Origin of the sequence: Saccharopolyspora oryzae, from assembly GCF_027853915.1 — a bacterium.
GTDB classification, from domain to species: Bacteria; Actinomycetota; Actinomycetes; order Mycobacteriales; family Pseudonocardiaceae; genus Saccharopolyspora; species Saccharopolyspora oryzae.
The window spans coordinates 1-26,648 of sequence record NZ_JAQGLA010000047.1; the positions used below are offsets into that span (position 1 = coordinate 1).

The 26,648-nt window shown below is 70.7% G+C and carries 22 protein-coding genes and 1 riboswitch; of the genes, 8 read left to right on the top strand and 14 right to left on the bottom strand.

The annotated features are described in order from the left end of the window. Window positions 1-388: 388 nt before the first annotated feature. The 3 genes from thiG to thiO form a co-directional block, all read right to left on the bottom strand. Window positions 389-1,153 (bottom strand): thiazole synthase, encoded by a 765-nt coding sequence (thiG, locus tag OU415_RS23970; protein ID WP_270951402.1) that lies wholly within the window; start codon window positions 1,151-1,153, stop codon window positions 389-391. A 1-nt stretch (window position 1,154) separates the two neighbouring features. Continuing rightward, window positions 1,155-1,355: a sulfur carrier protein ThiS gene (gene thiS / locus OU415_RS23975; RefSeq protein ID WP_270951403.1), complete on the bottom strand. Its 201-nt coding sequence runs from the start codon at window positions 1,353-1,355 to the stop codon at window positions 1,155-1,157. Beyond that, entirely contained in the window at window positions 1,343-2,470 is a 1,128-nt protein-coding gene (gene thiO, locus OU415_RS23980) for a glycine oxidase ThiO (RefSeq protein ID WP_270951404.1), read from the bottom strand. The genes thiS and thiO overlap by 13 nt, the downstream gene beginning before the upstream one ends. Next, window positions 2,462-2,566, bottom strand: a riboswitch (TPP riboswitch). It overlaps the preceding gene by 9 nt. 72 nt (window positions 2,567-2,638) lie before the next feature. Here thiO and thiE point away from each other — a divergent pair. After that, window positions 2,639-3,310, top strand: a complete 672-nt coding sequence (gene thiE / locus OU415_RS23985; RefSeq protein WP_270951405.1) for a thiamine phosphate synthase — start codon at window positions 2,639-2,641, stop codon at window positions 3,308-3,310. A 57-nt stretch (window positions 3,311-3,367) separates the two neighbouring features. Here the strand turns inward: thiE and OU415_RS23990 are convergent, their stop codons facing one another. The 3 genes from OU415_RS23990 to OU415_RS24000 form a co-directional block, all read right to left on the bottom strand. After that, entirely contained in the window at window positions 3,368-4,489 is a 1,122-nt protein-coding gene (locus OU415_RS23990; protein ID WP_270951406.1) for a S1 family peptidase, read from the bottom strand. A gap of 224 nt (window positions 4,490-4,713) precedes the next feature. Next, a complete protein-coding gene (locus OU415_RS23995) occupies window positions 4,714-5,730 on the bottom strand; it encodes a hypothetical protein (protein WP_270951408.1) in 1,017 nt (338 codons plus the stop codon). 164 nt (window positions 5,731-5,894) lie between these two features. After that, window positions 5,895-6,650, bottom strand: coding sequence for a GntR family transcriptional regulator (locus tag OU415_RS24000; protein WP_270951410.1), 756 nt, complete (start codon window positions 6,648-6,650; stop codon window positions 5,895-5,897). A gap of 288 nt (window positions 6,651-6,938) precedes the next feature. Between OU415_RS24000 and OU415_RS24005 the strand changes: the two genes are divergently transcribed. The 4 genes from OU415_RS24005 (at window position 6,939) to OU415_RS24020 (ending at window position 11,125) form a co-directional block, all read left to right on the top strand. Continuing rightward, the gene (locus OU415_RS24005; protein ID WP_270951412.1) at window positions 6,939-8,207 is read left to right on the top strand and encodes an extracellular solute-binding protein; all 1,269 of its coding nucleotides are present in this window, start codon (window positions 6,939-6,941) and stop codon (window positions 8,205-8,207) included. Further along, window positions 8,204-9,169 (top strand): carbohydrate ABC transporter permease, encoded by a 966-nt coding sequence (locus OU415_RS24010; protein ID WP_408641903.1) that lies wholly within the window; start codon window positions 8,204-8,206, stop codon window positions 9,167-9,169. Before OU415_RS24005 ends, OU415_RS24010 begins: the two co-directional genes overlap by 4 nt. After that, window positions 9,166-9,987: a carbohydrate ABC transporter permease gene (locus OU415_RS24015; protein ID WP_270951416.1), complete on the top strand. Its 822-nt coding sequence runs from the start codon at window positions 9,166-9,168 to the stop codon at window positions 9,985-9,987. The genes OU415_RS24010 and OU415_RS24015 overlap by 4 nt, the downstream gene beginning before the upstream one ends. 88 nt (window positions 9,988-10,075) lie before the next feature. Then, window positions 10,076-11,125, top strand: coding sequence for an SIS domain-containing protein (locus tag OU415_RS24020; protein ID WP_408641900.1), 1,050 nt, complete (start codon window positions 10,076-10,078; stop codon window positions 11,123-11,125). Between the two features lie 260 nt (window positions 11,126-11,385). Here OU415_RS24020 and OU415_RS24025 read toward each other — a convergent pair whose 3' ends face one another. Continuing rightward, complete coding sequence (locus OU415_RS24025) at window positions 11,386-12,228, bottom strand: amidohydrolase family protein (RefSeq protein ID WP_270951418.1); 843 nt, start codon at window positions 12,226-12,228, stop codon at window positions 11,386-11,388. Between the two features lie 196 nt (window positions 12,229-12,424). Between OU415_RS24025 and OU415_RS24030 the strand changes: the two genes are divergently transcribed. Next, window positions 12,425-13,378, top strand: a complete 954-nt coding sequence (locus tag OU415_RS24030; RefSeq protein WP_270951419.1) for an N-acetylglucosamine kinase — start codon at window positions 12,425-12,427, stop codon at window positions 13,376-13,378. 3 nt (window positions 13,379-13,381) lie between these two features. On the opposite strand, the gene dapA is transcribed toward OU415_RS24030, so the two are convergent. The 4 genes from dapA to OU415_RS24050 all read right to left on the bottom strand — a co-directional run bounded on the left by dapA (window position 13,382) and on the right by OU415_RS24050 (window position 17,907). Beyond that, window positions 13,382-14,224, bottom strand: coding sequence for a 4-hydroxy-tetrahydrodipicolinate synthase (gene dapA / locus OU415_RS24035; RefSeq protein ID WP_270951420.1), 843 nt, complete (start codon window positions 14,222-14,224; stop codon window positions 13,382-13,384). A gap of 31 nt (window positions 14,225-14,255) precedes the next feature. Then, window positions 14,256-14,924, bottom strand: a complete 669-nt coding sequence (locus tag OU415_RS24040; protein ID WP_270951421.1) for a DUF3159 domain-containing protein — start codon at window positions 14,922-14,924, stop codon at window positions 14,256-14,258. 380 nt (window positions 14,925-15,304) lie between these two features. After that, window positions 15,305-16,039, bottom strand: a complete 735-nt coding sequence (locus OU415_RS24045; RefSeq protein ID WP_270951422.1) for an ESX secretion-associated protein EspG — start codon at window positions 16,037-16,039, stop codon at window positions 15,305-15,307. Window positions 16,040-16,104: 65 nt separating this feature from the next. After that, window positions 16,105-17,907 carry a hypothetical protein gene (locus OU415_RS24050; RefSeq protein WP_270951424.1) on the bottom strand — a complete coding sequence of 601 codons (1,803 nt, stop codon included), beginning with the start codon at window positions 17,905-17,907 and terminating at the stop codon, window positions 16,105-16,107. 553 nt (window positions 17,908-18,460) lie between these two features. On the opposite strand from OU415_RS24050, the gene OU415_RS24055 reads away from it, so the two are divergent. Continuing rightward, entirely contained in the window at window positions 18,461-19,255 is a 795-nt protein-coding gene (locus OU415_RS24055) for an SGNH/GDSL hydrolase family protein (RefSeq protein ID WP_270951426.1), read from the top strand. A gap of 370 nt (window positions 19,256-19,625) precedes the next feature. Here OU415_RS24055 and OU415_RS24060 read toward each other — a convergent pair whose 3' ends face one another. Next, window positions 19,626-22,448, bottom strand: a complete 2,823-nt coding sequence (locus tag OU415_RS24060; RefSeq protein ID WP_270951427.1) for an AfsR/SARP family transcriptional regulator — start codon at window positions 22,446-22,448, stop codon at window positions 19,626-19,628. Window positions 22,449-22,756: 308 nt separating this feature from the next. On the opposite strand from OU415_RS24060, the gene OU415_RS24065 reads away from it, so the two are divergent. Then, window positions 22,757-23,791: an ADP-ribosylglycohydrolase family protein gene (locus OU415_RS24065; protein WP_270951428.1), complete on the top strand. Its 1,035-nt coding sequence runs from the start codon at window positions 22,757-22,759 to the stop codon at window positions 23,789-23,791. Window positions 23,792-23,799: 8 nt separating this feature from the next. Here OU415_RS24065 and OU415_RS24070 read toward each other — a convergent pair whose 3' ends face one another. Together OU415_RS24070 and OU415_RS24075 are read right to left on the bottom strand one after the other, a co-directional pair. After that, window positions 23,800-24,297 (bottom strand): potassium channel family protein, encoded by a 498-nt coding sequence (locus tag OU415_RS24070; RefSeq protein WP_270951429.1) that lies wholly within the window; start codon window positions 24,295-24,297, stop codon window positions 23,800-23,802. 451 nt (window positions 24,298-24,748) lie between these two features. After that, window positions 24,749-26,425, bottom strand: a complete 1,677-nt coding sequence (locus OU415_RS24075) for a multicopper oxidase family protein (RefSeq protein ID WP_270951461.1) — start codon at window positions 26,423-26,425, stop codon at window positions 24,749-24,751. Window positions 26,426-26,648 lie beyond the last annotated feature (223 nt).

Genomic DNA, 26,648 nt, shown 5'->3' on the forward strand with positions numbered 1-26,648 from the left:
CTCCTGGTCGGACGCTGGCGAACCCTGCACCACATCACCGCCAGCCCCCGCAAAATCGGCGACATCGTCCAAGCCGCCCTCGTCCTCACCCACCACGAACACGGCCGAATCCACTGAGATCACCTCATTGAATTTGCGGAAGTTCTCCACAGCCAGGACGACTTGTCCACAGGTGTTGGCGTGTCGGAGTCCACAGGTCCCGACACGCCGAGGTCCCGACACGCCCGGGTGTGCAGTTTCAATTGAAACTGTGATCCGCCGTGGGTGGGGACTGCAGTTTCAATTGAAACTGCGGGGTAGGGGCACCGACACGCCGAGGTCCCGACACGCCGGTTGGTCCGCAGTTTCAATTGAAACTGCGGACCAACCGGGCCGGGCTACTGGTGGGTCAGCTCATGGGGCGGCCTGGGCTGGAGGCTTCTGCCCAGAAGCGCTTGGGGATTCGGCCTGCCAGGGACGCGAGGCGGCCGGCTTCGACCGCCGAGCGCATGGCCGCCGCCATTCGTTCCGGGTCTTGGGCTCGGGTGACCGCCGTGGCCAGCAGGACCGCCGAGCAGCCGAGTTCCATCGCCAGGGCCGCGTCCGAGGCCGTGCCGATGCCCGCGTCGAGGACGATCGGGACCGAGGCCCGGGAGACGATCATCTCGATGTTGTGCGGGTTGCGGATGCCCAGGCCGGTTCCGATCGGCGAGCCCAGCGGCATCACCGCCGCGCAGCCGGTCTCCTCCAGCTTCAGCGCCAGCACCGGGTCGTCGTTGGTGTAGGCCAGGACCACGAAGCCCTGGTCGACCAGCTGCTCCGCGGCGTCCAGCAGCTCCACCGGGTCGGGCAGCAGGGTGTCGTCGTCGGCGACGACCTCCAGCTTGACCCAGTTCGTCTCCAGCGCCTCGCGCGCCAGCTGCGCGGTCAGCACCGCTTCGGCCGCCGTCCGGCAGCCCGCCGTGTTCGGCAGCGCTTCGATGCCGAGCTTGCGCAGCAGGTCGAGCACTCCGGTGCCGCCACCGGCGTCCGCGCGGCGCATCGCCACGGTGGTCAGCTCGGTGCCGGATGCGATCAGCGCGCGTTCCAGGACCGCGAGGTTCGTCGCCCCACCGGTCCCGGTGATCAGCCGCGAACCGAACTCGCGTCCGGCGATCACCAACGGGTCGTCCATGTCACCCTCCTTGCACTGCGGTGAGGACCTCGATCGTGGCCCCGGGGTTCAGCTCGGTCTCCGCCCAGCTCGCGCGCGGCACGACCGCACCGTCGACGGCCACCGCGACGCCCCGGTCCGGCACTCCGAACTCGGCGAGCACCGCGGCGAGCAGTGCGCCCTCGGCGACCTGCCGCGGTTTCCCGTTGATCACGACGTCCACTGCTGTCCTCCCCATCGGCTCGGATCGGTGGTCTTGATCAGCGCGTCGGGTTCGTCGCCGCGCAGCAGCGCGAGCACCGCGTCCACGGTGACCGGGGCGAGCAGGAACCCGCCGCGGTGGTGGGCGGTGGCGGCCAGCACGCCCGGCTCCAGCCAGCCGAGCACCGGCAGGTTGTCGTCGGTGCTGGGCCGCAGCCCGGCCCTGGCCTCGACCAGCTGGTACTCGGCGATGCCCGGCATCACCTGCTCGGCGTCGGCGATCAGGTCGCGCACTCCGCCGAGGGTGACTTCGGTGTCGAACCCGACCTCGTACTGGGTGGCGCCGAGCACCAGTCCCCCGTCGTCGCGCGGCACCAGGTAGACCGGGCGGCCGTGCACGGGACCGCGCACGGTGCGGCTCGGCGGCGGCAGCGCCGTGCTCCGCGCGCGCAGTCGCAGGATCTCGCCCTTCACCGGGCGGATCCGGTCGCGCAGCGCCGGGTGCAGGGAACCGGAGTGCGCACCTGCGGCGATCACCGCGACATCGCAGTCCACAGTGGAATCTTCGAGCTCCACCGCGCCCTCGCGGACGCTTTTCGCCGCCGCTGCGACGAATTCGACCCCCGCAGCCGTCGCCGCAGCGCGCAACGCGGCCAGCGCCAGGCGGTTGTCGACCGCGAGATCTCCCGGAACTTCGAGGCCACCGCGCACCGCGGGCCCCAAGGACGGTTCGAGCCGCCGCGCCTCCCGGCCCGAAAGCCGGGTCACGGTGCGGCCCTGCCGGGACAGGTATTCGGCCAGTTCGTCCAGCTCCGCGCGGTCCGCGCTGTCCACGCCGACGACGAGGGTGCCCTCGCGGCGCAGCCCGGACGGCAGCCCGGACGCGCGGCTGAGCTCCTCGGCGAAGTCGGGCCAGCGCTCCAGCGACGCGCTGCCCAGCTCGAGCAGCTCCTCCTCGCCGGGCCAGGCCTCGGCGATCGGCGCCAGCATTCCGCCCGCCACGAAGGACGCACCGGAGGCCGGTGCCGGATCGATCAACTGCACTCGATGCCCGGCGGCCGCTGCGCGCCAGGCGACGGACAACCCGATCACTCCGCCGCCGATGACGACGACGTGCTCGGTTCGTTCTTCAGACAACTCCACGCTCCCTGCGCCGGCATGACCCGGATCAGGTTCGACGGTCGGGGCCAACGCCCCCTCTCAGCCCGCTACCGGGCTCCCGTGCTCACCGCCTTACACCGTACCTGCCGGGAACGCCGACTCCGAGCCCGCATTCGCGCGCGCACCAGAGCTACCCTGTGGGGCATGCCTGGAATGGACGGCTTCGGCATCCGCGCCCGCCTCAACGAGGCGCGGCTCTACCTGTGCACCGACGCCCGCACCGAACGCGGTGATCTCGCGGAGTTCGTGGACGCCGCGCTGGCCGGCGGCGTGGACATCGTGCAGCTGCGCGACAAGCAACCCGGGGGCGCACCGCTGGAGGCGCGCCACGAGCTGGCCGCCCTGGAGGTGCTGGCCGAGGCGTGCGTGCGGCACGGCGCCCTGCTGGCGGTCAACGACCGCGCGGACGTCGCGCTGGCCGCGGAAGCCGACATCCTGCACCTGGGGCAGGACGACCTGCCGGTGGACATCGCGCGGCGCATGCTCGGCGAGCACATCGCGATCGGCCGCTCCACGCACGACGTGGTGCAGGCCGACGCCGCAGCGGCCGAGCCGGGCGTGGACTACTTCTGCACCGGCCCGGTGTGGACGACGCCGACCAAGCCGGGTCGCGCGGCGGCCGGGCTCGAGCTGGTCAAGCACGCGGCGGAGCACCGCGGGCACGGCCGGCCGTGGTTCGCCATCGGCGGCATCGGCCCGGACAACCTGGACGAAGCGCTGAAGGCAGGCGCCGAGCGCGTCGTGGTGGTGCGAGCCATCACCGAGGCCGAAGATCCCCGCGCCGCAGCCCGGGAACTCCGCGACCGCCTCCCCTGACCAGTACGAAAGCGACCCCCGGCCGGATGCCGGGGGTCGCTTCGCGTTCGGGGTCGATCAGCGGGTGAGCAGGGTCAGGCCGTAGGTGGACAGGATCGGGTTGACCGGCTGGAAGTAGGTCGTGCCGCCGGAGCTGCAGTCGCCCGAACCGCCCGAGGTGACGCCCTGGGCCTGGTCGTCGGAGATGAACGAGCCGCCCGAGTCACCGGGCTCGGCGCAGACGTTGGTGCGGGTCAGGCCGGTCACGGTGCCCTGCGGGTACTGGACCGTCTGGTTCTTGGCCTCGACCGATCCGCAGTGCCAGCCCGTGGTCGAGCCCGAGCGGCAGATCGCCGCGCCCTCGGCCACCTCGGTGGATCCGGCGACGTCGACGGTGGTGCCGTCGTAGCGGTTCACCTGCGGTTGCGGGGTGTCGGAGGTGACGCTCACCCAGGCGTAGTCGTTGCCAGGGAAGGTCGAGCCCTCGAACCGCCCGTCGGGCTGGGACGTGGTCGCACCGGTCTGGCCGCAGTGGCCCGCGGTGACGAACCCGCCCTGCACGGAGAAGCCGACCGAGCAGCGGGCACCGCTGCCGATGTAGTAGGCGTTGCCGCCGACCACGGCGTAGGTGCGCGGGTTCTCCATCGACTCGACGACCCGCACGGCCTGCGAGAGAACGCCCGTGGCCTGCACGAACTTGGCCGCCTGGGACGCGGATCCGGGCCGGGTGGTGACGATGACGGAGTTCTCCCTGGCCTGCGCGTACCAGCCCGAGACCGACTTCGGAGCGAAGTTGCTGTGCTGGTTGAGCCCGGCCACCACGCCGTTGAGCTGCTCGACGGTGAAGTCGGCCTTCTTCGGCACGGCGCCCATCGCGAGCACCTGGTTGAAGCGAGCTTCGTCGGTGGTCAGGACGACGAGCTTGCCCTGCGCGGCGTCGAAGTAGGCGCCGCCGTACGAACCGGCCAGCGTGCGGCTGAGCACCTGCTCCGCGCGGGTCGCGGTGGCCTGCTGGTCGAGCCGCTGCAGCGCTTGGTCCCGGGTCATCCCCAGGTCGCGCTGCATCGCGTCGAGCTGGGTGACCGCCGGGGTTTCCGGCGGGGCGGATCCGGTCGCGGTGGCCGGCATGGTGAGCGCGGCCACCGTCCCAGCTGCCAGCACCACGGTCCCGGCCACCCGGGCCGCGAGTCTGCGCTTCATCTGATGTCTCCTCCTGTGAGCTGGATCTCGCAACCCCCGTCGCGCGATCCAGTATCAGAGGACTACACCAGTCCCACATCCACCTTTTGTCCCATTAGGCACGAAACTCGGCCTGATCGAGGTAGCCCAATCGTCGTTCATACGAACGGTTTTCAGAGTTCAGCCTCGAGTCGTGAGCACTTCGGGGAGCTGGGGCACCCCGAAGTGCTCACGAGGGGCGGAGCTCAGTTCATCCGGGGGTCCTGGAACAGACCCGTCGGAGGCGCCGTTTCGGTCGGCTGCTCCGTCTGGGTCTGCTGCTCGGTCGGGACCTGCTCCGTCGTCGTCGGCTGGGTCGGCTGCTGGGTCGGGGTCTGCTCCGTCGACGGCGGCTGGGTGGGCGGCGGCGTCGACGGGACCTCGGTGCTCGGCGCCGGCTCGCGGGTGGTGGTCTCCACCGGCTTCTCGACCTTGGTCGGCGGCGGCGCCACCTCCTCCCGGGGCTGGCGGTCCAGCACGTGGCCGAGCGTCGTACCGCTCTCCTCGCCGGAAAGCGGACGGCCGGTGATCCCCTCGAAGCCGGTGACGACCAGCATGGCCAGCACGAACGCCACCACGCAGCTGGCCGCCGCCATCACCCAGCGCTTCCGGACCTTGCGCCGGTCGACCGGGACCGGGGACTCCTCCGGGGCCTCCACCACCGCGGTCGACAGGTCGATCCGCTTGGTGCCCTCGGAGTCGACGACCTGCTCGCCGCCGGGCCACTGCATGCCCGGCGCGACGTGGATCCGGCGCGTCGCCTCCTCGCTCGCGGGCTTGGCCGGGTCGACCTTGCGCGTCGCCTCCAGCGAGAGGACGCGCGTGGTCTCCCCCAACGCCTTGCGCGCCTGCTCCGTCGCCTTGCGGGTCTCCTCGGACGACTTGCGGGCCTCCGCCATCTTGCGCAGCTCAGCAGGCAACTGCCGGGCGTGGACGCGGGTGGCCCGCTTGGCCTTCACCGCCGCGACCAGCGCCTTGTCCTTGGCGTTCTCGAACGAGCGCTGGTACAGCGCGCCGCCGACGGTGATGATCACGCTGGTCATGCCAGCGCCGATCACGGTGCCGGCGACCCCGAGCCGGGAACCCAGGAACGCCGCCGTCACCGACGCGGTGGCCGCCCCCGCGACCTGCGCCGGCTTGATGTCGATCTTCTTGGCCTTCTGCTCCTCGTCCGAGTCCTTCTCGTCCGGCTCGTCCAGCTGATCCTCTTTGTGCCTGACCATGGCTCCCACGCACTCAGAACGCACTCTCTCCAGAACGGAAAACGGCCGACGGCGCGGCTTTTCTCCTGATCAGCGCGTTTCGTGAGTACTCCCACTCGGTGTAACGCCAGGAGGGCACCCCGCGCGGCGGGATGCCCTCCTCGACGGCGTTGCGGTGGCGGCGCTCAGTTCGGCGGGTTCAGGCGGGCGACGAACTTGTACCGGTCGCCGCGGTAGATCGAGCGCACCCACTCCACCGGGTGCCCCTCGGTGTCGAAGGAGTGCCGGGACAGCAGCAGCATCGGGAGCCCCACCTCGGAGCCCAGCAGCTCGGCCTCCTCGGGGCTGGCCAGCGCGGTCTCTATCGTCTCCTCGGCGTGCCCCAGCTCGACGTCGAAGTTCTCGCGCAGCACCTGGTACAGCGATCCGCCGGACTCCAGCCGGCGGGTCAGCCCGCGGAACCGGGTCAGCGGCAGGTGGGTGGTCTCGATGGCCATCGGCTCACCGTCGGCCAGCCGCAACCGGCGCAGCCGCAGCACGGTGGCGCTGGGCTTGGTCTCCAGCAGCGTCGCCAGCTCCGGATCTGCCGGTTCCTCGACGACCTCCAGCAGCCGCGAGGTGGGCTGGCGCCCCTGCGCCCGCATGTCCTCGGTGTAGCTGCTCAGCTGCAGCCGCTGGGCGACCTTCGGCTTGGCCGCGAAGGTGCCCTTGCCCTGCACCCGCAGCAGCCGGCCCTCCACCGTCAGCTCGGCCAGCGCCTGGCGGACCGTGGTGCGCGAGACGTCGAACTCGGCGGCCAGCGATCGTTCGGTGGGGATGGGCGATCCGGGCGGCAGCGAGCGGAGCATGTCCAGCAGGTGCTGCTTGAGCCCCCAGTACTTCGGTTCTCGTTGCGCGCGCCCCGACGAGTCCGCCCCGCCGGACACGGACGTTTCGAGCATCGTTCCTCCTACCGCCACGAACCTTGCCGCCCCAGAAGCGTCGAAGTCGCCGCCTCGCCGAAGTCGTCCAGACCACCAGCATGCCCGAAGCGCGCGCCCCCGCGAGCGCCGCCGGGTCATCCGGGCCGGACGGCGATCTGCTCCCGAAGCTCAAGCCAGCCTTATGCGTGGATGAACAGTAACCCCGCGGACTCTTGACATCGGGTGTGCAACACCACAATCCTCACCTGCATTGGTCTACACCAAAAGCTTTGCAACTCCGCGACGCCGCGGAGGAAGGGGCGAAAATTGAAGACCTGGAGAGCGCTCGCGGCCGCCGCCGCGACGTCGTTGGCGCTGGCCGGATGCGGTGGGGGTCCCGGGGTCAGCGACAACACCCTGACCGTGTGGCTGATGGACGGGTCCGCGTCCGACGCGCTGATCGACGAGCTCAACAAGGAGTTCGAGCAGAGCCACCCGGGCATGAAGGTGGACTACCAGATCCAGCAGTGGAACGGCATCCAGGACCGGCTGACCACCGCGCTGGCCAGCGAAGATCCGCCGGACGTGATCGAGCTCGGGAACAGCCAGAACCCGCAGTTCTCCGCCGAGGGCACGCTGCTGGACCTCACCGCCGACGCCGACGCGCTGAACAAGTCGCAGTGGGTTCCGGCGCTGGGCGAATCCGGCGCGTGGGAGGGCAAGCAGTACGGCGTGCCGTTCTACGCGGCCAACCGCGTGGTGGTCTACAACAAGCAGCTCTTCGACCAGGCCGGCATCACCCAGCCGCCCACCACCCGCGACGAGCTGCTGGGCGCCATCGCCAAGCTCGAGCAGACCCACGGCTCGGACCCCGAGTTCCAGTCGCTCTACCTGCCCGGCCAGTCCTGGTACGCGCTGCTGTCGTTCGTCTGGGACTCCGGCGGTGAGCTCGCCGTCCGCGACGGCGCCGACTACAAGGGCGCGCTCGACACCCCGCAGGCCCGCGAAGGCGTCGAGTACTACCAGCAGCTCTTCGAGGAGTCGCGCACCCAGGCCGCGGCCGACATCGACGAGGCCAAGCCGCAGCAGGCCGAGATCTACGCCAAGGGCAAGGTCGCGATGATGATCGCGCTGCCCTGGGAGGTGCAGACCGCGGCCGAGACCAACCCGCAGATCACCGGGCTCACCAGCGCCTTCCCGATCCCGTCGAAGTACCCGGGCAAGACCGCGCCGGTGTTCCTCGGCGGCTCCAACCTGGCGATCCCGGCGGGCAGCGCCGACGCCGACGCGGCCAAGGACTACCTGAAGCTGCTGACCAGCCAGAAGTACCAGACCAAGATCGCCGAGAGCGGCGTGGTGCCGGGCGCCTCGCAGGACACCAGCGCGCTGGAGGGCAACCCGGTCAGCGCGGCGATGGCGATCGCGTCCAAGTCCGGCAAGGTGCCGCCGGCCGTTCCGCAGTGGGCCACCGTGGAATCCGGCCAGAACCCGCTGAAGGACATGATGACCTCGGTGCTGACCGGCCAGAAGAGCGTCGTGGACGCGACCATCGCGGCCAACGAGAAGATCACCGAGCTGCTGGCGGCGAAGAACTGACCATGACCGCCACGCAAACCCGCCCGGCGTCGGGCACCGCGGAACCGCCCGCGGTGCCCGGCGCCCGGCGCCGCACCTCGGTGTCGATGCCGTACCTGCTGCTGGCCCCCGCCGTGCTGGCACTGGTCGTGCTGCTCGGCTGGCCCGCGGTGAACGTGATCATCACCAGCTTCCGGAAGCTCGACCTCGGCGAGCTCACCAGCGGCCGGGTCGTCTGGGCCGGTTTCGACAACTACGCGGAGGTCCTCAGCGGCTCGGACTTCTGGGTCATCGCGCTGCGGACCGTGGTGTTCACCGCCTGCATGGTGGCCGCCACGGTCGTGATCGCGCTGCTGCTGGCGCTGCTGATGCAGAACATCCCGGCGGTGCCGCGGGTGCTGCTGCAGATCAGCCTGCTGCTGGCGTGGGCGATGCCGCAGCTGGCCGCGACGACGGTGTTCCAGTGGATCTTCGACCAGCAGTTCGGGATCCTGAACAAGACCCTGGTGCTGCTGGGCTTCGACTCCTTCGAGCGCGCCGCCTGGTTCTCCAGCGGCACCAGCACCCTCACCGTGGTCGGCATCCTGATCGTCTGGCAGGCCGTGCCGTTCGTGGCGATGACGCTCTATGCCGCGCTGATCGGCGTGCCCAAGGACCTGTACGAATCGGCCGGGATCGACGGCGCGAACGCCCACCAGACCTTCGCCGCGATCACCTGGCCGCACCTCAAACCGGTGCTGATGATCGTGACGTTCCTGTCGATCCTGTGGGACTTCAAGGTGTTCTCGCAGGTGTGGGCGATCCGCGAGGGCGGCCCGAACGGGGAGAGCACCACGCTGCCGGTGCTGCAGTACCTCGAGGGCATCGCGGGCAAGCACTTCGGCGTGGCCGCCGCGGTCAGCGTGCTGATGGTGCTCGTGCTCGTCGTCGTCTGCGCCCAGTACCTGCGCCTGCTGCTGCGATCCCAGGAGGGTGAGCTGTGACGATCCGCCGATACGGACTGTCCGCGCTGGCCCTGGCCATCGCGCTCGTCTTCGCGTTCCCGACGTACTGGATGGTGACCAGCTCGATCAAACCTCGCGGCGACGTGCTGTCCACGTCCTACGACCTGGTGCCCACCTCGGTCACCTTCGAGAACTACGCGACCGCGCTGTTCAGCTCGGACTTCCTGCGCTACCTGGGGAACAGCCTGCTGGTCACGCTCACCGCGGTGGCCTGCTCGCTGGTCGCGGGCACGCTGGCGGCGCTGGCGATGAGCCGGTTCCGGTTCCGCGGGCGCAAGGGCTTCCTGATGCTCGTGCTGGTCGCGCAGATGGTGCCGTTCGAGGCGTTGATGGTGCCGATGTTCCTGTTCATGCGGGACCTCGGGCTGTTGAACAAGCTGCCCGCGCTGATCCTGGTCTACTGGATCACCACGCTGCCGTTCACCATCTGGTCGCTGCGCGGGTTCATCGACGGGATCCCGGTCGACCTGGAGGAAGCCGCCATGGTCGACGGCTGCAGCCGGGCCGAGGCGTTCCGCCGGGTCACGCTGCCGCTGCTCGGCCCGGGTCTGGTGGCGACCTCGGTGTTCGCGTTCATCACCGCGTGGAACGAGTTCCTGTACGCGCTGGTGCTGATGCGTTCCGAGAGCCTGCAGACGCTGCCGGTGTTCCTGAAGACGTTCACCACGGCGTTCGGCACCGACTGGGGCGCGACGATGGCCTCGGCCACCTTGTTCACCTTGCCGGTGCTCGTGTTCTTCCTGGCGGTGCAGCGAAAGATGGTCTCCGGCGTCACTTCCGGAGCTGTGAAGGGCTAGCTCGGTGAGGCGGTCGTCGCAGTTCCGGGCGAGGATTGGCCGCGGGACCAGTCCCGGCTACGATTGGTCTAGACCTCGACTCGAAGGGATGGGCCCGATGACCGCCACCCATGGCCATCACATGGCCGACGAGATCCGCCAGCAGCCCGCGATCTTCGCCGACCTGCTGGCCGCTCGGGACGCGATCGCCCAGGTCGCGGCGACCGTCGCGGAGCGCCGCCCGCGGTTCGCGCTGCTCGCCGCGCGCGGCTCCAGCGACCACGCCGCCCTGTACGCGAAGTACCTCATCGAGACCCTGCTGGAACTGCCCGCCGGCCTGACCTCGCCGTCCACCACCACGCTGTACGGCGCGCAGCCGGACCTGACCGACGTGCTGCTGGTGTCGGTGAGCCAGAGCGGCGGCTCGCCGGACCTGCTGGAGGTCACCGAGTCCGCCCGCAAGCAGGGCGCCCTGACCGTCGCGGTCACCAACACCTCCGACTCCCCGCTGAACTCGGCCGCCGAGCTGTCGGTGGACGTCCGGGCGGGCCGCGAGACGGCGGTCGCGGCGACCAAGACCTACGGCGCCACGATGCTGGCGCTCTACCTGCTGGTCGACGCGATCCGCGGCGGCACCGGCGAGCAGGCGGCGGGGCTGCCGGAGCTGGCCGAGACGACCCTGTCGACCGGCCGGCAGGCGGTGGACGAAGCGGTCGGCCGCTACCGCTTCCTGGAGCGGATGGTCACCACGGCCCGCGGCTACTCCCTCGCGACGGCCCACGAAGCGGCGCTGAAGCTGGCCGAGACCAGCTACCTGTCGGCCCGCTCCTACAGCGGCGCGGACCTCCTCCACGGCCCGGTCGCGGCGGTCGACGAGGACACCGCGGTCCTCGCGCTGACCAGCCAGGGCCTCGGCGGCACGGCGATGCGCGAACCGCTGGAAGCGGTGGCCCAGCGCGGTGCGGACGTCTGCGCGATCGGCTCGGCGGCCGCGGACGTCCCGGCCGCCCACCGGATCCCGGTCCCGGCCTGCGCCGAAGAGCTGGCCCCGGTCCTGGAGATCCTCCCGGTCCAGCAGCTGGCCCTGGGCCTGGCCCTGGCCCGCGGCTTCAACCCGGACAACCCCCGAGGCCTGAACAAGGTCACCAAGACCCGCTGATCCAGCAGGCAGAGGCCCGTGAGCACTTTGGGTTGCCATAGCCACCCAAAGTGCTCACGGGCCATGACCTGCGGAACCATCCCCCACCGCTGAAGCAGGAGTGGGGGGCGCTGGATCCGCACCGCCACGCAAAACGAGTGCGTCAGACAACGAAGAGCCCGCCTCACCGAGGGGGCGGGGTAAGGCGGGCATCGTCAGGTTACGCCGATCGGAGCAGGCCGCAAACGTCGAGATGCGGGTGTCGACAGAGGCGAAAGTCCTCAGATGTCGTACACCTCTCGGGCATTCCGGTCGAACACCGCCGAACGCTGCCGGTCGTCCAGGTCCGCCGTCAGCTGCTTGGCCACGTCGATGACCTGCCCGTACTCGGCGGCCAGCAGGCACACCGGCCAGTCGGAGCCGAACATCAGGCGGCGGGGCCCGAACGCCTCCAGCACGACCTCGGCGTACGGCGCCAACCTCACCGGATCAGGTTGCCGGGCCCAGTCGTCCTCGGTCACCAGACCGGACAGCTTGCACACCACGTTCGGGTGCGCCGCGAGGGCTCGGATCCGGTCCGCCCACGGCTGCAGCTCACCGCTGGCCACCGGCGGTTTCGCGCAGTGGTCGAGCACGAAGGTCAGCTGCGGGAACTGGGCGACCGCCTTGACCGCGGCGGGCAGCTGGTCCGAGCGGACGAGCAGCTCGTAGACCAGTCCCGCGTCCTCGACCGCGGCCAGCCCCTTGAGCACGTCGGGCCGGACCAGCCAGTCGGGGTCGGACTCGCCCTCGACCTGGTGGCGGATGCCCTTCAGCCAGCGGCCGGACGGGTGGATCTGCAGCCTTCCGATGCGTTCGCGCACGTCCCGGGCGGTCAGGTCGACCCAGCCGACGACCGCCGCGATGCGGTCGACCGAGTCGGCCAGCACCAGCATCTCGGGGGTCTCGTCCGGATCGGAGACCGTCTGCACGAGCACCGTGGCGTCCACCGAGGTGCCCTTCAGCGCGGCTTGCAGGTCGGTGGGCCGGAAATCGCGGCGCAGCGGATCCATCTCGGGCCCGACGATCCACGGCTGATCGCGGACGTCGAGGTCCCACAGGTGGTGGTGGGCGTCGACGGTCATCGGCCCCCCTCGTCCACTTCGGACGGTGCCGCGGCGGGCCGCGTTCGGGCAAGGTCGACCATGGTGCTTCTCCCCGACTGATCATGCAAATGCTCGATGTATAGCCGTTCGCGAACGCGGAATCCAGCCGTTGGCGATTTCGGTCATGTTCGGCCTCCTTGTCGTACCGATCACTCGAAGCGCGTAGAAAAGGCGCATGCACCGCGATGCGGAATTCGTCCTCGGCCTGGACGTCGGCGGCACCAGCAGCCGCGCGCTGGTCAGCGATCTGTCCGGCCGCGTTCTGGGCTGCGGCGAAGCAGCCGGCGGCAACCCGAACTCGCACCCGGCCGACGAGGCGGTCCGGCAGATCGCCAGCGCCACGCTGACCGCTCTGCGCGACGTCGACCCGGCGCGGGTACGGGCCGGCGTGATCGGCATGGCGGGGGTCAGCAAGATGGCCGATCCGCAGTTCCGCGAACTGTTCGAGCGGGAGTGGGCGCGGCTCGGCCTGGACTGCGGGTTGCGCGCGATCAGCGACTCCGAGGTGGCGTTCGCGGCGGGAACGCCGGAGCCGACCGGCACGGTGCTGATCGCGGGCACCGGAGCGATCGCCGCCCGCATCGAGCAGCACCGGCTCACCAGAACAGTCGGCGGCTACGGCTGGCTCCTCGGCGACGAGGGCTCGGCCTACTGGCTCGGCCGCGAAGCCGTCCGTGCCACCCTCGCCGCCCTGGACCGGGGCGAAACACTGCACGGCCTCACCGCAGCAGTCCGCGAGACGCTGCTCCCCGACAACCCCGATGCGCAGCGCAAACAGCTGATCAGCGCGGTCAACTCAGCGCCCCCGATCCGGCTCGCCGAGCTCGCACCGCTGGTCACCAAGGCCTCCGACCCCACGGCCGCGGCGATCATCGACCGCGCAGCGCGCGTGCTCGCCGACACCGCTGCGGAAACCCGCACTCCCGACGATCGCACCCCGATCGTCCTGGCCGGCGGCCTGGTCGCCCCGGCGAACCCGGTCGGCGAAGCCCTCCGCGCCGAACTGACGTCCCGGGGCTTCCCCGAACCGCACACCGCAGGCCCCGGAGCGGCCGGCGCGGCCTGGCTAGCGGCCCACGACCTCACCCCGGACCCCCCAGCCCTCCACGCCCGCCTCCTCCCGGCCTGACCGTCAGAGGAGGTTGAGGTCGGCGATGGCCTTGCGGATGACCTCGAGTTCCGTGTCGTCGGCCTCGACGAGCGGCAGGCGGACACCGCCGACCCGGTGGCCGAGCAGGTTCAGCGCCGCCTTGACCGGGATCGGGTTCGTGGTCACTCCCATGGCCGCGAACAGGGGCTTGAGCTCGGCGTCGATCTCCGCGCGGTTCTCCGGCTCGTCGACCATCCGGCGCATCTGGTCGCCGACCAGGTGGCTGGCCACCAGGATGCCGCCGCAGCCGCCGAGGTCGAGCGCCTGCGCGAAGCCGTCGTCGTTGCCCGCGTACAGCCCGAGGCCGTCGATCTGGGCGAGCGCGGCGTTGTCCGCCTGCTTGACGTAGTCGAGGTGCTCGACCTGGGCGAGCTCGGCGAGCAGGTCGTTGTCCAGGGACAGCCCGATCCGCGACGGCACGTTGTAGAGCACCACCGGCTTCGCGGTGGCCCGCGCGATCTCGGTGAAGTGGGCGATGAGCCCGCGCCGGTTCGGGCGGTTGTAGTACGGGGTCACCGACAGCACGGCGTCCGCGCCGAGCTCGACGGCCTTCGCGCTCATCGAGCAGGCGTGCGCGGTGTCGTTCGAGCCGGTCGAGGCGATCACCGTCGTCCCGGCCGGGCGCTCGGCGCAGGCGAGCTCGATCAGCCGCAGGTGCTCCTCGGCGGTGAGGGTCGGCGCCTCACCGGTCGTCCCGCAGACCACGATGCCGTCCGAGCCGTGGTCGACGAGGTGCCGGAACAGGGACAGGAAGGCTTCTTCGTCGACGCGCTGCTGCTCGTCGAACGGGGTGACGATCGCGGTGATCACGCTGCCGAGAGACATGAGCGCATTCTGCGCTCGACGAATCCGGCTGTCACTCCGGGGTGCGCGGATGCCGCAGGCCCGGGTGGTCTGCGGGCAACGACCGGCGCACGACCCACCAGCTGCCCGCCACGCAGACCGCCACCAGCGGCCAGGTCAGCACCACCTGCGCGATCGTCAGCGGGCCGATCCAGTCGACCAGCCAGAGCGGGATGAACACCACCAGCCGCACCACGTACTGGCCCACCCACACCCAGCTCGCCCGGCTGTAGGCGCGCAGCAGATCCGGGTCCTGGCGCCACCGCCGCGCTTGGCCGAGCGCCGTCCCGACCACCACGCCCAGCAGCGGCCAGCGGATCGCGATGCTGGTCATCCAGGCGAGCGCGCTGAGCGCGTTGGTCACCAGCCGCGGCAGGAAGAAGTCCACCGCGTCCCCGGTGTAGAGCGCGATGAGCGCACCGAGCGCGACGGCCAGCAGGCTGATCAGCACCGCCAGCGGACGTGCCCGCTGGGACAGCCGCCACCCCGCGACCACCGCTCCGACCGCCACCGCCACGAGTCCGCCGACGGCGATCGACTCGCCGCTGAGGTACCAGCCGAGGCCGAAGGCGACGGGCGGCAGCATCGCGTCGATCGCGCTGCCCCGACCCCCGAGCAAGCGCATGAACGAGTCGCGGTCGTCCGGTGTCTCGACGATCTCGGCCTGGCGGTCCTGGGTCACGACCCCCAGCCTGCCCTAAGGCTCACCTTCCTCGCACCCGCCCGTGGCACGCACCTCCCCTCCAGCACGGCCCGAGGGGCTCCGCGGGACCACAGTTTCAATTGAAACTGCACCCCCGCAGACCACAGTTTCAACTGAAACTGCACCCGCGCAGACCACAGTTTCAATTGAAACTGCGGTCCCGGAGCACCCAGCCGGACCTCCCGGCCGACGGCTTCGGAAGGCCGCGGACGTCGTGCGGCGGGCTGGGGGCTGGGGGTCCGCAAATTCAATGGAAATCGGACCTCTGATTTCCATTGAAATTGCGGAAGTTCTCCACAAGGACCCGGGCCTGTCCACAGGTGTCGGCGTGTCGGGGACCGACATGGCCCGGCGCGTCGTCAGATGCGGTTCTGGCGGGTGCGGTCGAGGAGGGTGGCCAGTTGGCCCGCGATGGTCCGCTTGTCCGCCGGGCCGCAGGTGATCACGTCCCGGCCTTCGGCCCGCTCGCCCTGGAGCGCGTAGCGGCCCTGATCGTTGTCGAACCAGATCAGGTTCGGCTGGCGGGGGCCGTTGCGCCGGTCGCCGCTGACCACGAAGTGGCCGAGGCGGAACTTCTGGCGCGAGGTGATCGCGCGCAGCTCGGCCAGGCCGTCGATGTCGGCGTCGGCCGGATGCCCGCTGCTGCGATCGGCCACCGCGCGCACCGGGTTCTCCGTGCCCAGCGGAGCGTCGGGCAGCAGGTCCGCGCACGCCCGCGGCAGCGCATCCGGCGCCAGGAAGCTCATCCGCAGCCCGCGGCCGTCGAGCACCCCGACGACGCCGACCTCGCCGGTGGCCACCACCCGCGCCGCCAGCCGATGCCCGGCGCGCACGTCCAGCAGACCGGCCGCCGCGATCGACACCTCGGAGCTGCACAGCAGGTAGAGCGCGTCCTCGACCTCCGGCTCCGGACGCCCGTTGCGCGCCAGCCCGGTGGACTCCAGCTCCTGCCAGACCTGCTGCACCAGCCGGTTGCGGTCCTCGCCCAGCTCCCCGATCCGGGGCAGCTCGAACGGGTACTGCCGCACGGTGAGGTTCAACTGCTCACCGAGCAGGTCGACCGCGGGGATCGACAAGTTGATCGTCTCGACCATCGAACGCTCATTTCGGAGTCTGGGTGCAGCGGCCGGTGCGGGTCGGCGCACCGGCCGTGCCCGCGCTAGAAGTCCCGGTAGCTCGACGGCGCTTCGCCCAGCACCGGCGGCGCCACCAGACGGCTGCCGCCGTCGCCCTCGTCGTCGTCGAAGAGCTCGTCGGCCTCGATCAGGAACTGCGGCACGACGGTGCTCCCGCTCTCGCCCGGCTTGTAACCGGCGCCGACCTGCAGGTCGTTGTCGTTGCGGCGCTCTTCCTTGAAGTCGTCGGCCGACCACGTGGTGTTCCGGCCGTAACCGGCCCGCGCCGAACCGCCCGTCCAACCACCGGACGAGCCCATCGGCCCGAACCCGCCGTCGGCGCGCTGCGCGAACTTCGGTGCACGCGCCGCGACCGGACGAGCCTCCTCCTTCGGCGGCGGAGCCGGAGCGGGCTCCGGCGGACGCGGCGGCTCCGCGCGCGGCGGAGCCGGCTGCGGCGGACGACCGGGCGGCCGACCGGCAGGCGGAGCACCGTCCGGCGCCGGAGGCGGCGGGCCCGGAGCGACCGGCGGACGCGGGGGCGGACCGCCAACGGCGGGAGCACCCGGCGGCGGACCCTGCGGAGCAGGGCCGTTCGGCTCGGCCGGAGGCGGACCCGCGAAGCGGGGACCCGCCGACGGCGGAGCATCCGGCGGCAGCGGACGGCCCGGAGGGCCGTCGAGCGGAGCGTCGGCCTGCGGAGCAGGGGCGTGCGGCGGAGCCGCATCGGGCCGCGGCGGAGCCGGGAGCGGGCCGCTCGGCGGACCGTCGGGCCCGGCCTCGTGCCGGGGCGGGCCGTCGGGCGCGGGCGGCGGCGGGACGTCCAGCGGTCCCGACGGCGGACCCTCGCGCCGGGACGGGCCGTCAGCGCCCAGCTGGCCGAAACCACCGCTCGGCGGACCGGTTTGCAGCGGCGGTTCGCCGTTCGGGCCCTGCGGTGGGCCGTCCGGGCGCGGCGGCGGAGCTTCGTGCCTCGGTGGCGCCTCGTTGGGCGGCTGGGCGTTCTGGCGGAGCTTGCCGATGGGAGCGCTGGGCGGACCCACCCGGATCGGCGGGCCGAGCTCGTCCGGGCTCGGGGGGCCTTCGCGCCGCGGCGGAGGGCTGTCCGGGCGCGGCGGCGGGCCATCCGGTCCGACCTGGGCGACGGCACCGCTCGGCGGGCCCATCTGCGGCGGCGGGCCGTCGGGCACATCACGACGCGGCGGCGGACCATCGGGTGCCTCGTGGCGCGGCGGCGGACCGTCGATCAGTCCGGACTCGTAGCGGTGGCCATCCGGGCGCGGCGGGCCGTCGATCGGGGCCTGCGGTGGCGGGCCCTCGCGGCGCGGCGGCGGACCGGGTTCGGCTCGCGGACCGTCCGGTCCGGGCTGGGCGAAGGCGCCGCTCGGCGGACCGTCGGGCGCCAGCGAACCGGTCAGGGATCCGCTCATGGCGCTGGGGCGGGACGGCGGCGCCGGCAGGTCGCCGTCCAGGGAGCCGGACAGCTCCGGTTCGGCCGGGCCGCCGAGGTCTCCGGACAGGGACTTGCCTGCCGCGGGCGGCTTCGGGCGGTCCGGCGCCGGGCGGGTGGCTTGGAGCTGCCTGCGCTGCTCCTGTTCGAAGCGCTCCGGCAGCTGCTCGACGCGCTGCCAGAACGCGAACGGGTGCGGTTCGCCGGTCATGGCCGCGAACTCGGCGCGCAGGTCGAAGCGCACCGGGCGCGGCGCCGGCCGGGCGCCTCCGGGTGCGGGCGGCTCGCCGAGCGAGCCGCGCATCGGTGCGTCCGAACGGCGTCCGCCAGGACCGGCCTGTTGCGCGTCGAAGCCCGCGGGCTCCGGCGCGGACGCCGGATTCTGCGGTGACGTCACGATTCCCCCAGGTACTTGGGACGGTCGATTAGCCTCGCGACATCCGGCTCAGTCCGGATGGCGGGCGCATTGGAACCGACGCGGTAGAGCATTCCGTCGTTCCCCGCTTCAACCGACCGCGACGCGGCAGCCAGGCGAACGGCGTCGCACGTGCGCCTCCCCGAGCGCACGGCGGGCTGTCACCTGCGTAAATGCCGACATCGCGGGCCCCCTCGTTGCTTCTGTTACCGCCGAAGGACAGTAGCAGCTGACGTTCACCCGTACTGGTGTTTCCGGGAACAGCCACCCAGTTGCCGGTTCGATCAGCCAAAAGCACCGCATGACAAGGGAAAGCACCCACCCGGGGACCGGTGTCAACCGGTCGTGGGACCCCGTCGTCGCGCTTCCTCGGGTTGCGGGAATCCGAAGCTCGCAAAACGCCCAGAAAAACTAGACTATTCAGTGCCGTTAATCACTAAAGCCGGAACCGACGGTGGCGTAGGTAGGGATGGGAACGCCACTGTTGTTCTCGGATCACCGCGTGGGCGGGAGGAAACACCAGGAAGGAATTGACATGGCATCGCAGCGCAGCGCCGGCTCGGCCCGCTGGGACAGCTTCGTCGCGTTGGGGGACAGCTTCACCGAAGGCCTCGACGACCCCCGGCCGGACGGCGCGTTCCGGGGCTGGGCGGACCGGCTCGCCGAGCACCTCGCCGCGGACAACCCCAACTTGAGCTACGCGAACCTGGCCGTGCGCGGCAAGCTCATCCGCCAGATCGTCGACGACCAGGTCCCGCAGGCCGTCGAGCTGAAGCCCGGCCTGGTCTCGTTCACCGCCGGGGGCAACGACATCATCCGCCCCGGCAGCGACCCGGACACCGTGGCGCAGCTCTTCGAGTCCGCGGTCGCCGAACTGCGGGCGGCGGGCATCGACGTGCTGATCGGCACCGGCTTCGACACCACCGAAACGCCCGTCCTGCGCCACGTCCGCGGGAAGGTCGGCACCTACAACTCGCACCTGCGCTCCATCGCGGACCGGTACGGCTGCTACGTGCTCGACCTGTGGTCGATGCGCGTGCTGCGGGACTCGCGGGCCTGGAGCGGCGACCGGCTGCACCTGTCGGCCGACGGCCACCGCCGAGTCGCGCTGCGCGCCTGCGAGGCGCTGGGCGTGGAGACCGGCGAGGACTGGCGCGAGCCGTGGCCGGACGCTGCGGAGACGTCGTGGCGGACCCAGCGCGCCGAGGACATCAAGTGGGCCCGGGAGTACCTGGCGCCGTGGATCGGTCGCCGGCTGCGCGGGGTGTCCAGCGGAGACGGCCGCGGGCCGAAGCGCCCGCAGCTGGAGAAGCTGACCGCCGCGAAATGACCTGCGGATAGGACGAAGTGCGGACCTCCGGCCAGGCACACCCTGTTCGGCCGAAAGCCCGCACTCACCCCCATCGTCCATTCGGAAGGCGTCCCGAATGCTTCCGCCCCCCTTAGCGGCCGCCCCGGTCGAGCTCGAAAGAACGACCGGGGCGACCGGGCGACAATCCCCCCTTGGACTCCCCCCAGAGCCGCCCTCAGTGCGGATCTCGCACGGCTGATCCGCACTGAACACAAAGTCCCAGCGGGCGCTGCACAACGGCTAAATGCGCGCTAAACGCATGCGAATCCGGTCGCGCGGGAACCCCCACCGGCGCGTTTCCCGGAATATTCATCTTAGGGGCGGGATCCCGACGATGCGAGCAAATCGATCACGCGGGCGTGGCCAACGCGTCGAGCCGCTCCCGCGCCTCGGCCACCCGCGGCGAGCCCTCCGCCTCGAAGATCGCCAGCGCCGTCTCCCACCTGGTGCGGGCCACCGCCAGGTCGCCGCGGCAGCGCGCCGTGTCGCCCAAGCCCAGGTAGGCCGCGGCTTGGCGCATCGCCGAACCGCACTTCAGCGCGACGTCGAGGGCGTCGTGGTGGTAGCGCTCGCCGTCGTCGAGGCGACCGAGCTCGATGCAGACCTCGCCGCAGTTGTTCAGCACCATCGCCAAGGTGTCCAGGTCGTCGGCGGCGCGGTAGAGCGCTTCGGCCTCGCGCAGGTGCGCCAGCGCCTCCTCCAGCTCGCCGTTGATCTGCTCGACCATCGCGAGGTTGTTCAGCGCCCCGGCCTCGAAGTAGGTGTCGCCGAGCGACCGGTAGACCCGCAGCGCGTCCTGGCAGTGCACCTTCGCCTCGTCGTAGCGCTTGAGCCGGAACAGCACGCTGGCCATGTTGATCTGCGTCATCGCCCGCCGCGAGGCGTCGTCGTTGGCCACCGCGACCCGGTAGGACTCGTCGTAGTGGGCCAGCGCCTCGTCCAGCTGCCCGGACCGCGAGTGCGCCACGCCCAGCCCGGCCGACATCAGCACCTCGCCGGTCGGATCGGCCGCGGCTCGCGCGGACTCCAGCCCGTCGGTGTAGACGCGGATCCAGTCCTCCCACGGGCAGCGCACCATCAGGTAGTTGAACTGCAACCGGGCCAGTTGCCAGGCGAGGTCGTGCATGCCCCGCGCCTTGGCGGCCCGGACCGCGGCGATCAGGTTCGGCCACTCGGCGTCGAACCAGTCCAGCGCCTGGGCCCGGTCGGCGATCGCGGGCGGGCGGAGCGCGCTGACGAAGTTCAGCTCGTCGCGCGTCGGGCGCAGGAAGCGGCGCGCGTGGTCGGCCACGGCCAAGTAGTGGTTGAGCAGCCGGCGCAGCGCACCGGTGTCGTCGCACTCGACCAGCAGGTCGCGGGCGTACACCCGCAGCAGGTCGTGCATGGCGAAGCGGTCCGGTTCCGGCTCGACGACCAGGTGCGCCAGCGCGAGCGTCCGCAGCCGGCGCTGCGCGCTGGGCGGATCGGTGTCGCACAGGGCCGCGACGGCGTCGGCGGTGAAGGTGTGGCCGGGCACCAGGCCGAGCAGCCGGAACGTCTCGGCGTGCACCGGGTGCAGGCTCCGGTAGGAGATGTCGAAGGCGCGGCGCACGCTGGTGTCCGCGTCGTCGTCGATGTCCAACGCGCGCAGGCGGTTCCGCTCGTCGGTTAGCTCGTGCACCAGGTCGGACACCCCGCGCGCCGGGTTCGCGGCCAGCCTCGCCGCGGCGATGCGCAGCGCCAGCGGCAGGCCGCCGCATAGCGCCGCGAGCTCGGCCGCCGCGGCCGGTTCGGACGCCGACTTGCCCGGCACGCGCGCGCGGTCGAGCAGCTCGATCGCCGCTTCGGTGGGCAGCGTCTCCAGCGGCAGCACCCTCGCTCCGCTGCGCACCACCAGTCCGTCCAGCCGCCGCCGGCTGGTCACCAGCACCATCGACTCCGCGCTGCCCGGCAGCAGCGGGCGGACCTGCTCGGAGTCGCGCGCGTTGTCCAGCAAGACCAGCACCCGCCGCTTGGCCAGCAGCGACCGGTACAGCGCGGCGCGGTCGTCCAGCTCCACCGGGATCGCCTCGGCGGCCACGCCGAGCGCCTTCAACATGCTGGTCAGCGCCTCGCCGGGGCTCAGCGGTTCGCGCTCGGAGTCGTAGCCGCGCAGCGAGGCGTAGAGCTGGCCGTCGGGGAACTCCTGCTCGACGCGGTGCGCCCAGGTCAGCGCGAGCGCGCTCTTGCCGACGCCGGCGATCCCGGTGAGCACCGCGAGCAGGCTGGAGCCGCGTTCGCGCTCGGCCAGCAGCCGGTCCAGCTCGCCGAGCTCGTGGCGGCGACCCACGAACCCGGCCGGGGCCGGGGGCAGCTCGGCCGGGGTGGGGCGCTTGATGCCCAGCGCCGGTTCCGAGCGGTGCTGCGGGCTGCGCAGCGCCGGATCGTCGCGGAGCACCTGCTCGTAGAGGTTGCGCAGGTCGGGGCCCGGGTCGAGGCCGAGCTCGTCGGAGAGCCTGCGGCGCAGCTCGTGGAACTTGGACTGCGCTTCGGCGCGGTGCCCGGCGCGGTAGCTGGCGAGCATCAGCTGCCCGGTCAGGCGCTCGCGCAGCGGGTACCGGTCGACGAGCGTGGACAGCTCCAGCACCAGCTGGTGGTGACGCCCCAGGTCCAGGTCAGCGTCGACCCGCTCCTCCAGCGCGAGCAGCCGCAGCTCGTCCAGGTTGGGGGCGACCATCCGGTACAGGCGGCTGCTGGTGATGTCGGTGAGCACCGGACCGCGCCAGAGGCTCAGCGCTTCGCCCAGCACGCGTGAGCGCTCCGCCGGGTCGAGGCCGTGCGCGCGGTTGATCAGGGCGCGGGCGCGGTGCGCGTCGATCCGCTCGGCGTCGACGCTCAGCAGGTAGCCGGGCGGGCGGGTGACGATCTCGGGGCCGTCCGGCCCACCTGCGCCGAAGAGCTTGCGCAGTCGGGAGACGTAGCCCTGGATGATGGTGCGCGCGGTGGCCGGCGGGTCGTGCTCCCAGATGGTGTCGATCAGCCGGTCCATGGACACGATCTGGTTCGGCTCGAGCAGCAGGCAGGTGAGCAGCGCGCGGACCTGGACGCTGCCCATCGGGCGCGCGACGCCGTCGACGAGCACCTCGAGCGGACCGAGCACGCGGAACTCGAATCCCGTGGCCGGTGCTCCGCTCGGTCTGTCGTACGGCGCCATCATCTCCTAATCCGATTCCCGCTCATGTTTTCGTTGAGCCTTCAGACAGTCTCGACCAAGGTCCACATCGAGTCCACACCCCGGGCGAACCTCGCCCCGGGGCCGACACACCGTAACGAGGAGTCGATGCAGGCGGCCGGAATGCCGAGCAGCCCTCACCCCAATGGAGGAATGCGCGGTATGACCCGAATGCGATCCGCGACGACCCGCCGTTGACCACGAACGTCTCCCCGTCGATGAACACGCCAAGTAAAGTTTGGACCAGTCGATCACCCGAACGAGGACACTGCGGAAGGAGAGCCCCACCCGTGCGCACACCATCCACAGTGGTCGATCGCGCGGTGGCCTGCCTGCTCGGCGGGGCTCTGGGCGACGCGCTCGGCAGCCCGGTCGAGTACGCGCAGCTGGACGACATCCGGGCCGAGTTCGGCCAGGACGGAGTGTCCGAACCACCACCTCAAGCGCTGCTGGGCGACGCCACGCAGATGACGCTGTTCACCGGCGAGGGCTTCTTGCACGCCTGGACGACCGGCAACAACGGCGGCCCCTGGCGCCCGGTCGAGTCCACCGCAGCCGCTTACCGACGGTGGTTGATCACCCAGCAGGAGGACAAACCTCAACCCGGCGCGACCGGTCTGCTGGCCGAGCCCGAGCTGTACGCCAGCCGGGCTCCCGGCCTGACCAGCCTCCGCTCGCTCCAAGAGCCCGAACTGGGCACCCCGGACCGGCCGCGCAACAGCTCGAAGGGCTGCGGCGGGGTCGACCGCAGCGCGCCCCTCGGCCTGGCGCCCAGCGCCGAGATGGCCTACCAGCTGGCCTGCCAGTGCGCCGCGCTCACCCACGGCGGAGTCGGCGGCTGGGCCTCGGCCGGGGCGATGGCGCTGATCGTGCACCTGGTCGCGGTCCAGGACCGCAAGCTGCCGGCCGCCGTGGACCAGGCCGCCGGGCGGGTGCTGCGCGAGGACGCCGAAACCGCGAGCGCGCTGGCCGAGGCCGCGACGCTGGCCCGGCTCGGCGCCAGCGTCGGCCACATCGAACGCCTGGGACAGGGCTGGATCGGCCCGGAAGCGCTGGCCATCGGCGTCTACTGCGCGCTGGCCCTGCCGAAGCCGGAGCAGTTCGCGGACGCGGTGCGGCTCGCGGCCAACCACTCCGGGCACAGCGACTCCACCGCGGCCCTGACCGGGGCCATCCTCGGCGCCCGCCACGGCACGGCGGTCCTCCCCCGCCCGTGGCTGGCCCGCCTCGAACTGGCGGACGTGATCGAGCGGATCGGGCACGACCTCGGAGCGTCCTGCTCCGGAACCCAGTTCAACGAACGCCGCTACCTCGGCCTCGCCTGACCGGCGGATCAGGCGCGGGTCGCCCTCGTTCGGAGGACGGCCACCGCCATGCCCAGGAAGCCGATGTTGAACGCCATCTGGACGGCCGCCACCGCCCGCGCGAACTGCGAGATCGCGTGCACGTCACCGAATCCGACGGTGCTGGTGATCGACAGGGAGAAGTACAGGGCGTCGGTCTTGGTGCGCAGCGAGGCGATCACGTCCGGCTGGTGGCGGGCGATCGCGAAGTAGACGGCGGCGAAGAACAGAACCGCCAGGTAGAGCGCGGCCACGACGCCCGCGATCGAGCTCCCGCGGCGCCCGTCGCCGTGCCGGAACCGGTGCACCTGGACCATGATCAACGTCGAGATGGCCAGCAACCCCAGGTCGAAGACCACGACCGCGCCGACGGTTCCCCCGATCCCGAACACGTCGAACGGCAGCGCGTAGTAGACGGCGGTGCACACCACCACGGCCCCCACCGTGGCGACCGCGTTGATCAGCGCCTCCCGCCGAGCACCACCCACGACCGCCAGGTTCGGCCACCCCGACCCCCACCGCCACCCGATCCCGGCCCCCGCAAGTTCAATGGAAATCAGACATCCGATTTCCATTGAACTTGCGGAAGTTCTCCACAGGTGACCCGAGTTGTCCACAGCCCCCGGCAGACGTCGGCGTGTCAGAGCCCAAAGGTCCCGACACGCCGAGGTCCCGACACGCCCGGGTGTGCAGTTTCAATTGAAACTGCGGATGGGACTGAGCCTTTCCGCGCAAGTTCTTGTTGCGTTGTGCGATCAACTCTTGTTTGGTCGTGTGGCTCCGCGGGGCGGGGTACGCGCAGCTCGTGGACTTGGTCGAACGTGAGTCTTGCTCAGGAACAACGCCGTGCGCTGCGACGCTGTGGACATGAGGAACCCGGTGCTTCCGTGCTGGAGGGCCAGCACGGAAGCACCGGGTGAGGGGTTTGGTGGCGGGTGACTAAGGCTGTCGGATCAACTGGTCGAGTCGGGCCTGGGTGAGAACCCGCGGCAGTTGGGTTTGTGGTGTGTTGCCGATGACCAACGGTCGCATCATCTCCACGGCACCGCCGGTGCTTGCACCGTCCTCATGGGAGAGAATGTGGCAGTGCCAGACCGAGGCACCTGGGACGGTGAACGTGCCCGCCCACGCGGTGATGTAGTCCGGCGGAGAAACGAAATCTTCCTTTGGACCGGTTTCGTAAGGACGAGGCGGTTCGAACGGTCCGATGCTGGACGGTACGGGTTTTCCGTTGGCGTCCCACTGGCCGACATGCCAGCGCCCGATCAGCCGCAGTTCGACCATGTGCAGATGGATCGGGTGTGAGTCTGGGCTGTGGTTTCGCATGGCCCACGTCTCGGTCGAGTTCAGCTGGGGCGTCTCGGTCGGTGGGTCAAGGAAGTTCAGCAGCTGGTCTTTGTCTCCGAGCTGCGGCACACCAGGAGTGGCCTCGCCGGCCTGCACTGTCCGCAGCCGGGACCGAGCCAGCAGAGCCTCGGGCGGAAGGACGTTGTTCGTCTCCGGCAGGACCTTCGGGATTCGAGACTTATCCGGTGAGCTGGTCGAAGTCCCAACGTCGAACCGCATGATTTGAGGAATTCCGCCCCCGGTGGGGTCGACATCGTCCATAGGGCCGAGAGGCGTCGGAGCGTTGTTGGACAGCACCCAGTTCTGGTCATTGTGGCCGGTGAAGTCGACGACCACCTTGTACCGCTCCCCGGGGCCGATGAGCAGCTCGTCGACAGGGGCCGGGTGGAACAGGTACCCGGAGTCGCTGGCCACCACGGTCATCTTGGGCGGTGCAGAGGCCGTCGGGCCACTAGCTTGCTTGAGGCTCACGCGGTAGAAGCGGGAATCGGAGCCGTTGAGCAGGGTGAAGGTGTAACGGCGCGGTTCGACTTGCTGCTTCGGGGCGACCGCGCCGTTGACCACCGGCAGATCCCCGAAGAACTCGGGGTTAGCGTGGTTGTAGCACAACGTGTAGTCGGGATTGAAGGACTTGTCCTGGATCGCGAAGCTTTTGGCAAAGTCGCCCTTGGGAAGCGGGAAGTTCTCTTCCCGTTCATCGGTGTTGGGCATGAAGCCCGCGAGGCCCTCGTACACGTGGTACGAGGTGTTTTCGTGATCGTGGTCGTGGTACCACAGCGGGCCTGCGGCCTGGTCGTTGGGGTAATGGTTCGTTCGCGAGGCCCCCGGCGGGATCTCCGGTTGAATGGGCTCGGGTGAACCGTCGCTGGGAGCCGGCTGCAGACCAGCGTGACGGTGGGTGGTGATCTTGTTGTTGTTGTTCGGCTGGTCGAACGGGAATATCGGAGTTCCGGCCGCTGGTAGATCGTTGACCACCGTCACATCGATCGGCTTGCCCTTGTGCGTGGTGATCGTCGGGCCGAGGTAGTCCACTGCCGCATTCGGCGTGCTGTACCCCAAGGTCCGCACGGCGGGCCAATCGCTGTGGAACGCGTGGCTACCGACATGCGCGGTGAGGGTGTAGTGACCGGGCGCGTCAGGCTTGGCCGCGGGGGGCTGTTGGACCTCGTCTTTGAAAAACGTCGGCACGGGGGATGGCCCGCACGGCACGGCTGCCTCAGCTTTCGGGGCAAGTGGGGCGGCAGATACGAACAATCCCGTACCCACCATTGCCACGCTGGTAAAAGCTCCCAGCACACGTATCCGCGCTGGGCGTCTTTCAGGTCGCCAACGGCGGCGCAGCCTCTTGTTACCCACACCAACTCCCTCAAGTTCTCGACCGGTGACACGCGCCCTGAACGGCACCGTGGTGATCCACATGTTCTGAGCGCACCAAGTAAGACTCCGGCAGCTTTCTTGATCACCTGATGGCTTTGGGGGGATGGATAGGTCA

Coding starts and splice junctions, on each gene's coding strand:
- OU415_RS24020 (WP_408641900.1), top strand. CDS start 10,076: ATGGGCCCGATGACCGCCACCCATGGCCATCACATGGCCGACGAGATC.
- OU415_RS24055 (WP_270951426.1), top strand. CDS start 18,461: ATGGCATCGCAGCGCAGCGCCGGCTCGGCCCGCTGGGACAGCTTCGTC.
- OU415_RS24075 (WP_270951461.1), bottom strand. CDS start 26,425: ATGGTGGGTACGGGATTGTTCGTATCTGCCGCCCCACTTGCCCCGAAA.
- OU415_RS24000 (WP_270951410.1), bottom strand. CDS start 6,650: ATGCTCGAAACGTCCGTGTCCGGCGGGGCGGACTCGTCGGGGCGCGCG.
- thiE (WP_270951405.1), top strand. CDS start 2,639: ATGCCTGGAATGGACGGCTTCGGCATCCGCGCCCGCCTCAACGAGGCG.
- OU415_RS23990 (WP_270951406.1), bottom strand. CDS start 4,489: ATGAAGCGCAGACTCGCGGCCCGGGTGGCCGGGACCGTGGTGCTGGCA.
- thiG (WP_270951402.1), bottom strand. CDS start 1,153: ATGGACGACCCGTTGGTGATCGCCGGACGCGAGTTCGGTTCGCGGCTG.
- OU415_RS24060 (WP_270951427.1), bottom strand. CDS start 22,448: ATGGCGCCGTACGACAGACCGAGCGGAGCACCGGCCACGGGATTCGAG.
- OU415_RS23995 (WP_270951408.1), bottom strand. CDS start 5,730: ATGGTCAGGCACAAAGAGGATCAGCTGGACGAGCCGGACGAGAAGGAC.
- OU415_RS24025 (WP_270951418.1), bottom strand. CDS start 12,228: ATGACCGTCGACGCCCACCACCACCTGTGGGACCTCGACGTCCGCGAT.
- OU415_RS24030 (WP_270951419.1), top strand. CDS start 12,425: ATGCACCGCGATGCGGAATTCGTCCTCGGCCTGGACGTCGGCGGCACC.
- OU415_RS24045 (WP_270951422.1), bottom strand. CDS start 16,039: ATGGTCGAGACGATCAACTTGTCGATCCCCGCGGTCGACCTGCTCGGT.
- dapA (WP_270951420.1), bottom strand. CDS start 14,224: ATGTCTCTCGGCAGCGTGATCACCGCGATCGTCACCCCGTTCGACGAG.